This is a genomic window from Pseudomonas indica NBRC 103045 (assembly GCF_002091635.1).
In the GTDB taxonomy this organism is placed as follows: Bacteria; Pseudomonadota; Gammaproteobacteria; order Pseudomonadales; family Pseudomonadaceae; genus Pseudomonas_M; species Pseudomonas_M indica.
In genome coordinates, this window is the sequence record NZ_BDAC01000008.1 from 148,402 (window position 1) to 157,519 (window position 9,118).

Sequence of the window (9,118 nt, forward strand, 5' to 3'; positions counted from 1 at the left end):
TCCTTGAGCCGCCTCAGCGGCTCTGGTTCACACGGTAGAATTCGGCTTGGAGTTGCCGCAGGTTGAGGCTGCCGTCGGCGTAGGCCTTCAGCGCGTCCTGCAGTTGCGCATCGGCGAGGGCGAAGCCGATCAGGTCGAGGTTGTCCACGGCCAGCGGGCCCTGGCTGCGGATACGCAGGTTGTCGATGACTCCCGCGCCCACCGGCACCACCCGGCGCGCCTCTCGATCGAAACCGACGATGGCCACGTAGCCGCCGTTTTCCGGCAGGTATTCGTAGGAGTCGCCGAGTTTCAGGGCCGCGAGGTCGATGCTGAACTCGCCCTGGACGGTGATGCCGGCCGGCTGGATGGCATACATCCAGTAGGGCATGGCCAACGGCTCGACCGGGTACGGCAATTCGCTGAACTGCAGCATCTGCACATGCACGTCTCCGCCCTGCCGACCATCGGGGAATTGCAGGGAGGCGTTGCTCAGGTCGAGTTTGTATTCGCCGTCCACCAGGCTGAACGTCCGGCCGCCACGCAACGGCACGTACGGCAGCGACAGGTTGAGCTGTGCCAGTTGCAGATGGCCCAGTTCGTTGCGCACGCCCTGCTGGATACTGATCTCGCGACTGTCCGAGCCGTAGCCGCGATTGCCCTGGCCCGGGTTCAGCAGGAGCGTATAGCGACCGCCGGGAATGTTGCGCTCGGCGCTGTCGCCATATCCGAAGTTGAAGGCGCCATCGCGGTTGGTGCGGGTGCTGCGCTCCAGGCCTTCGATACGCACTTCCACGTTCGGGATCGGCTGCTGCAACTGGTCGAGCAGCACCCCGGCGATGAAGGTCGGCAACGGTCGGGTGCGGTAGCGGATGCGCTCCAGCTCCTGGCCGTCGTAGCGCACTTCCACCGATACCTCGGCGTTGTAGGCGATGTCTCGCTCGGGGTAGAACGCCACCACTTGGCTGCCGGGCAGCTCGGCGAGTTTGCCGGGCACCGCCTGGTAGTTGCGGTTGACGTCCACCAACTGGTAGCCCTTCGCCTCCAGCTCGCTGGTGCCCAGCGCATCGAGGTCCACGTAGGTCTTGCCGTTGGCGGTCTCGAAGACTTTCAGGTCGAGCTTGGAAATGTCGATGGCCTGGTTGAAATAGAGGCTGATGAACTCGTTCGGATCGGCGCCGCTCTCGCCATTGGCTGGTGCGATGCGTTCGAGGGCGACCGGGACCTGTTGCGGGGTGACCACACTGATGGTGCGACTGCTCTGAGCCACCACCTGCTGGCTGCCATCCTGGAGCACGGCCAGCAGCCGGTATTGGCCGCTCTGGGCGGGAACCTGCAGCATGGCGCTCTTCAGCGTGGTATCGCCGGTCAGAATGGCGTCGGCCAGCGTATCGCCACTGGCGGATAGCAGCAGCGCGCGAGGCACCAGTTGCCCGGTCAGGTCCTCGATCCGGGCCGCCACTTGCAGCGAGATGGGCTGGCCGAGATCGAGCAGCTCGGTACCTTCGGTGGGTAGCACCCAGGCGATTGCCGCCTGGGCGAACAGCTCCAGGCTGTACTCGCGGCGCAGTTGGTTACCGGCCTGGTCGCGGGCTTCCAGCACCAGGCTGGCGGGCTTGCCGATCGGCAGGCTCAGTTGCGTGGCGAAGCGGAACTCACCGGCCTGAGCACCGGGCTCGAGGGTGACGTCCTGGCCATTGACCTGGAAGCTCGCCGGATTGCTCTCGCGCAAGGTTCCGCGAACTGGGTAGGGATGCTCGCTGACGCGGTTCTGCGCCGGCAATTCCACCAGGGGCTGGTCGAGGATGATTTGCGGCGGCTGCTGATCCAGCGTCCAGCTGAGCCGCCGGCGGGTTTCCTGGCCGGCAAGGTCGCGGGCGACCAGCTCCGCCTCGAAGCCGGGCTGGCCTGCCGGTACCGTCAGGGGCTCACGCAGATCGAGAACCTGCATGCCCGACTGGCGCAAGGCCAGATTCCGGCCATTCAGGCTGACCCGCTCCAACCCCGCTTCGGCGACGATCTGGCCGCTGAATACGAACCCGCTGCCGGACAGTTGGGCACCGTCCTGGGGCGAGAGGTTATCGAATCGAGGCGGCGCGAAACTGGTCTGCGGCGGCTGGTAGGTGACCAATACCGAGCGTTGCACGCTGCGCTGGTCGACCCACCCCTGGATGGTCAGGGTATTCGGCCCCGGCTGCAGGGTAAGCGTGGCGGATTGGAAGGTAAATTCCGTGACCTGCGCGGTCGGCGCGAGAGTCGCCGCCTGGCCATTGACCAGGACCTCCAGTCGCTGGGCCGGCCTGTCGCTGCGCAGGGTGCCGCGTACCACCAGGGCCGCCTCCTTCACCGTCGCGCTCTGCGCCGGGAAAGTGATGACCAGACCAATATCGCTGGCTGCCGGCTGGCGCTCCACCGTGCGCGTGCGCTGGGTGCTGTTGCCCGCCTTGTCGTAGGCGGTCAGGGTCAGCAGGTTGGTGCCTTCGAGCAACGGGACGCTGGCCGTCCATTGGCTGCCTTGCAGGGTCACGGCGAACGGTGTGCCGGGGAAGCGGTCCGAGACGAGCACCAGGCGATCGACGCCTTTTCCGGCATCGCTCACGCTGCCCCGCAGGCTGACACTGTCCTCGTTGACGTTGATGACGTCCGGCCCATCGATGACCAACTCCGGTCCCTCGCGGTCCGGCACGCTGGCGGCATCACGCGGGTCGCTGCCGGCCGCCGTTTCCTCGGCATTGCTGAAACCGTCGCCGTCGATGTCCGGGTCGCTGTTATCGCCGATGCCATCCTTGTCCAGGTCATGGCTTTCGGTCGGGTCGCGTGGGAAGGCGTCGTCGGCATTGGCCACACCGTCGCCATCGATGTCGTCGTCACGGGCATCCGGAATGCCATCGCCATCCAGGTCCGCCGGCTTGCTCGCCGCATCGTCCGGATCGCTGCCCAGCTGGATTTCCTCTTCGTTGGAATAGCCATCGCCGTCACGGTCCGGGTCGGCGTTGTCGCCGATGCCATCGCTGTCGGTATCCTTGCTCTCAGCCGGGTCCAGCGGGAAAGCATCGTCGCCGTTGGGCACACCGTCGCCGTCGATGTCCGGGTCGGCGTTGTCGCCGATGCCGTCACCGTCGGTGTCCTTGCTTTCGGCAGGGTCGCGCGGGAAGGCATCGTCCCCATTGGCCACGCCGTCGCCGTCGATGTCCGGGTCGCTGTTGTCGCCGACGCCGTCCCGGTCGAGGTCCGCACTCTCGCTCGGATCGCGCGGGAAGGCGTCCTCGGCATTGGCGACGCCATCGCCGTCTATATCGTCGTCGCGGGCATCCGGAATGCCGTCGCCATCCAGGTCCGCCGGCTTGCTCGTCGCATCGTCCGGATCGCTGCCCAGCTGGATTTCCTCTTCGTTGGAGAATCCATCGCCGTCACGGTCCGGGTCGGCGTTATCGCCGATGCCATCGCCGTCGGTGTCCTTGCTCTCCGTCGGGTCCAGCGGGAAGGCATCGTTGCCGTTGGGCACGCCGTCGCCGTCGATGTCCGGGTCGGCGTTGTCGCCAATACCGTCACCGTCGGTGTCCCTGCTTTCCGTCGCGTCACGGGGGAAGGCATCGTCCTCGTTGGCGACGCCATCGCCATCGATATCGGGGTCGGTCTTGTCGCCGATGCCGTCTTTATCGAGGTCCTTGCTGTCAGTCGGATCGTCCGGCAGTTCGTCCTCGTCATTGGGCACGCCGTCGCCGTCACGATCATCGTCCAAGGCATCCGGTACGCCGTCGCCGTCCAGATCCGCCGGCTTGCTGGCCGGGTCATCGGGGTTGGTGCCGAGCTGTTCTTCGTAGGCGTTGGAAATGCCGTCGCCGTCGCGGTCGTCATCCGTGTTGTCGCCGATGCCGTCGCCATCGGTGTCCTTGGTTTCGGTCGGATCGAACGGGAAGGCATCCTGATCGTTGATCACGCCATCGCCATCGATGTCCGGATCGCTGTTGTCGCCCTGGCCGTCGCCGTCGGTGTCCTGGCTTTCCGCCGGATCGCGCGGGAAGGCATCGTCGGCGTTGGCTACGCCATCGCCATCGACGTCCGGGTCGGCATTGTCGCCAATACCGTCGCCATCCAGATCGCTGGTTTCCGTGGGGTCGCGCGGGAAGGCGTCCTGCTCGTTGGCCACGCCATCGCCGTCGATATCCTCGTCCCGGCCATCGGGTATACCGTCGCCATCCAGGTCGGCCGGCTTGCTCGTGGCATCGTCGGGATCGCTGCCGAACTGGCTTTCATCGTCGTTGGAGTAGCCGTCGCCATCGCGGTCGGTATCCGCGTTGTCACCAATGCCGTCCCCATCCAGATCCTTGCTTTCCGCAGGGTCCCGGGGGAAGGCGTCCTCTTCGTTGGACACGCCATCGCCGTCGATGTCGGGGTCTGAGCTGTCGCCGATACCGTCCTTGTCCAGGTCCTTGCTGTCAGTGGGATCGTCCGGCAGCTCGTCCTCGTCGTTGGCTACGCCATCGCCGTCGCGGTCGTCGTCCAATACGTCCGGGATGCCGTCCTGATCCAGATCCGCCGGCTTGCTGGAGGCGTCATCGGGGTCGGTTCCGACCTGCTGTTCCAGATCGTTGGAGTAACCATCGCCGTCACGATCGCTATCGGCGTTGTCGCCGATACCGTCTCCGTCGGTGTCCTTGCTCTCGAGGGGATCGAACGGGAAGGCGTCGATACCGTTGGGCACGCCGTCGCCATCGATATCCGGATCGCTGTTATCGCCCACCCCATCACCGTCGGTGTCGCGACTCTCGGTGGGGTCGCGGGGGAAGGCGTCCTGATCGTTCGGAACATTGTCACCGTCGATATCGGGGTCGGTCTTGTCGCCGATGCCGTCCTTGTCCAGGTCCTTGCTATCGGTGGGATCGTCCGGCAATTCGTCTTCGGCATTGGGCACGCCGTCGCCATCACGATCATCGTCCAGGGCGTCCGGGATACCGTCCTGATCCAGGTCCGCCGGCTTGCTGGCCGGGTCGTCAGGGTCGGTACCGAGCTGTTCCTCGTAGGCGTTGGAAATGCCGTCGCCGTCGCGGTCCTCGTCCCGGTTGTCGCCGATGCCGTCACCATCGGTGTCCTTGCTCTCGGACGGATCATCCGGGAAAGCGTCCTGGGCATTGGGTACGCCGTCACCGTCGCGGTCGTCATCGAGGCTATCGGGGATGCCGTCGCGATCGGCATCCGGCGGCACGCTGGCAGGGTCGTCCGGGTTGGTCCCGACCTGCTCTTCATATTCGTTGGAGATGCCGTCGCCGTCGCGGTCTTCGTCCTGGTTGTCGCCGATACCGTCGCCATCCAGATCGCACAACAAACCGAAGTCGACCTTGGTCAGGGCAGCGGCGTTGAAGTGCGTACGCGCCAGGGTATCCAGCGACAGATTGGCCGCCACGGCACCGCCGTACAGCAAGGCCCCATACTGCTGGGTGAGATTGCCACGGGCATAGATGAAACCCGCTACCGTCGTGCTGGAGGCCAGGGTGACGCCATTTTCGGCCAACACCAGCAAGCGGGACGGATCGCCTGGTTGTTCGTAGCCGGTGGCATTGAGGCGGGCCTGCCACGGCAGATCGAGGTTGTTCAGCACGTGCAGGCGAACGGTACCGCTGCCAGCCAGGGGCAGGATACGGGCTTCGGTGCCGACGATCAGCTTCTCGATCCAATAGTCCCCCGGCGCCAGCTCCAGTGTGCCCCGGTAGCCGACTTCCAGCTCGCGCAACCGGTAGCTGCCGGCGGTCGTGAAACGCGCACTGGCCAGGCCACCCACCGTCAGGCGAGCCCACTCCTTGCGACTGCCGTCGAGCGTCACACTGCCAGCGAAAGGCACGTCCTGGCGAAAGCCGTCGGTCGTCTTGAGGAACGCCGGCATGGCCGGCACCCGGGCTGGCGTGAAGCTGGCCTGGCAATCGCTGCTGCCGCAACTGCGAACGACCGACGCAAAGCTGTTGTCGACGCGCATGGCCGGAAGGTATGCCGTCGGCCCATCGCGCAATTGCGCGTTGAAGCCGAAACCGATGCGACCATCGCTGGCGTGGGTCTGCAAGCCCTTGGCGAAAGCCGCCACGCAGAGATTCGGCTGGGTAGCGGGTGGCGGTACGCCCGGCGTGCTCTGGGCATCACGCATGTCGCTGCCGGCGACACGCTCTCGTTCGTCGTCGTAGCCATCGCCATCGGTGTCGTCGTCGAACAGGTCGATCAGGCCGTCGCTATCCAGATCGCCCCGCTCCTGGCACTGGCTGTTCCAGGGTAGCGTCGCGATGGCGGCCGGACGGTTCTCGATGCGAGCGGCGGTGCCGAGTTCCGCCGAACGGGCATTGAGCGCGCCGTTGAAACGGGCGGCGAAGGCGGCACGATAGTCGCCTTCGACGTAGGCCAGCGCATTGACCGCGGCGGAAGACTCCAGGTTGAGATCGCCAAGGACGAAGAGCTGCAGGAACTCTGGCGTTCCCGAACCGTCATCGACGCCATTGACGCGGGCATGGAAAGGCAGGTTGAGACTGCTGCCCAGCATCACCTTGGCGGTTCCGCCCGCCACACGCAGTTGGCTGTTGGCGGCCATGTCCAACTGGCCGATCCAATAGCGCCCCGGTGCCAGCGTGACCTTGGCACCGTAGGCGAGGCTGAGCCTCTGGATGTAATAGGCCTGATGCCGTGGGTTGAAGCTCAGGGTGGCACCGGCATCCAGAGTAATGGAGCGGTAGCGATTCAGCGCCTCGCCACCCGCTTCGCCATTCCCTAGGTAATTCACGCGCAGGTCGTGCTGCGCGACGATATTTGGCAGCGCCAGGTTCAGGGAGGATGCGTCGAAACCGCTGGCCTGGCAGTTTTGCGTACCGCACGTGGGCGTACCCCACGGGTTCCGCACACTGCGGGTATCGATCACTGGGTTGGTGTTGCCCAGCAGTTGTGCGCCCCACTGGAAGACGACACCGCCGCTGCCATGGGTCTGCAAACCGCCGCTGAAAACGGCACGGCAGGCATCCGCCGCCTGGGCCAGACTTCCGGCGCATAGCAGCAGCCAAGCCAACCCCGCCAGCAGCCGGCTCTGCCTGACCTCCCCCTTCAGCATCCCCATAGCTTTTCCATCCGCTCAGATACAGGCTGCCCTGCCGCTGTCCCTTGAACCGGCCGGCGAAATGACGGCCGTAGTTGGCATCGCTCGTCTCAGAGCCTGTTCAAAGACTGCTGCGCGTCGGCCCTGCTGCGTTAAAAACAGACTCGGAATGCTCATTTACAGCGCGTAAACTCCGCTTCCTTATCTGTTTTCGCCTTGCAGGGCTCTAGCTCGCGGGCCTTTGAACAGGCTCTCAGTGCGAGCTGTATTGCACGTTCACTTGTTTTATCGCTTGCTCGCTCAAGGCCTTCACCGCGGCTTTCAGGGCCTGGGGCGCCAGTCTTTCGCGAATGAGGCCGCTTACCTCGGCCAAGGGCTTGCCCGGCAAGCGCTCCTCGCCGGTTACCCGGACCAGCAGCAACTGCCCATCGGCATACAACGGTGCAATGGAGCCCACGGCTGTCGGCTCCACCAGGCTACGCAACGGCTGGTCCAGCAATTCGATCTTCAGTCGGTTCTGCCGGTATTCCAGCGGTCTGCCGGCCGCACGCCAGCCGGCTACCAGAGCGGCCCAGTCCTGGCCTTTCACCTCGGCACCGCTGAGCAGTCCGATCAGTTCGGTCCGCTGTTTCTCGTCGAGTTCGCCGGAGCTGGCGATGATCTCGAAGCTTTTCTCGATACCGCCGCCGAACTCCTCGGGGTGGCGCTCGTAATACTGAGCCACCGCTTCGGTGGTAACCGGCTCCGGCGTGGCATGGGCCTGCAGGTAGTGCCGCACCAGCAGCTCTTCCCGGTATGCCAGGGTCTTGAGTTCCAACTGTTCGCGCTCGGAAGCGCTCAGTTCACGCTCGGCCAGCAGCGCCATGGACCGGCTGCTCACCAGGCTCTCAAGGATCTTGCGCTCCACCTCTTCATTGGCCACGAGAGGTGCGGAGTCGCCCAGCGTGCGCTCGATCGTCTGCTCCAGTTGGGCCCGAGTGATGGGCGTTCCCTCAACGGTCACCAGGGTCGCGGATGGCTCGACGGGAACGTCCCGCAAGGCCTCCCGCGAGTCTTCCTTGCATCCGCTCAGGAGCAGGCCGGCGATGGCACAGCCCAAGGCCCACTTAACTGTCTGCACGTTTTTCGTCGTCCTTGGCTGCGGTCTTCTCGGCTTCCGGCTTCTCTTTCTTCTCGATCTTCGCGGCCTGCTTCAGACGGTCCAGCTCGGCCTGCTTGGCCTCCTGGCGCAGTCGATAGCGGATGTCGCCGCTCACCGCCTCGAACGGCTGCTTGATCACCTGCGGCCCCTCGATGACCTTGATGACGTGGAAGCCGAATGGCGTGACCACCGGCTCCGACAACTCACCGGCCTTCATGGAAAACACCTTGGTGCTGAAGGTCGGGTCGATGGCGCCTTCCTGCAACCAGCCCAGATCGCCGTCCTGTTGGGCGGAAAGCTGGTCTTCGGAGAATTGCTTGGCCAGCGCGCCGAAGTCTTCCTGGGCCTTCGCCCGCGAGTAAACCTCTTGGGCACGGGTCAGCAAGGCTTGGCGCTCGCCGTCGCTCATGCCGGGATTGGTACGCAGCAGGATATGGGCGACATGGACCTTCCTCGCCTGGAACTGGTCGGGGTTGGTCGCGTAGAAATTGCGCACCGCCTCGTCGGTGACCCGCTCGCGCAGGAACTCCTCGAAGTAACGGCTGATGAGCATTTGCTTGCGGAACTCGGCGACTTCCGCCTCGACCTGCTCCACCGGCAGCAAGCCCTGGGCCTCGATCTGGCCGGCCAAACCTTCGCGCTCAAGATACTCATCGAGTTCGCGCTCGACCCATTCGCTGTTCTGCGTGGGCACACGCTTGAGTTTCAGGTAGGCATCGAAGCGTTCCTGAGAAACGGGTTTGCCGTTCACCACGGCGATGGAATCGCCACCGGAGTCGCAGCCCGCCAGGGTCAGAGCCAGGAGGGAGGTCGCCAGGGCGAGGCGTTGGAACTGCTTCATGGGATCACCACCTTTATAAGGTCAAATTCCTTTTAATCGCGGCTGCGATATACAGGTCGGCCACGATCAAGGTCGTGACGTCGCTCACAAT

Annotated in this window: 3 protein-coding genes; all 3 read right to left on the reverse strand. The window is 64.8% G+C overall.

Features of this window, described 5'->3' with window-relative positions:
* Positions 1 to 13: 13 nt before the first annotated feature.
* The 3 genes from PIN01S_RS11950 to PIN01S_RS11960 all read right to left on the reverse strand — a co-directional run bounded on the left by PIN01S_RS11950 (position 14) and on the right by PIN01S_RS11960 (position 9,027).
* Entirely contained in the window at positions 14 to 7,066 is a 7,053-nt protein-coding gene (locus PIN01S_RS11950; protein ID WP_084335895.1) for a thrombospondin type 3 repeat-containing protein, read from the reverse strand.
* A 232-nt stretch (positions 7,067 to 7,298) separates the two neighbouring features.
* Entirely contained in the window at positions 7,299 to 8,165 is an 867-nt protein-coding gene (locus tag PIN01S_RS11955; RefSeq protein WP_139198577.1) for a peptidylprolyl isomerase, read from the reverse strand.
* Positions 8,152 to 9,027, reverse strand: coding sequence for a peptidylprolyl isomerase (locus PIN01S_RS11960; protein ID WP_084335897.1), 876 nt, complete (start codon positions 9,025 to 9,027; stop codon positions 8,152 to 8,154). The genes PIN01S_RS11955 and PIN01S_RS11960 overlap by 14 nt, the downstream gene beginning before the upstream one ends.
* Positions 9,028 to 9,118: the final 91 nt, after the last annotated feature.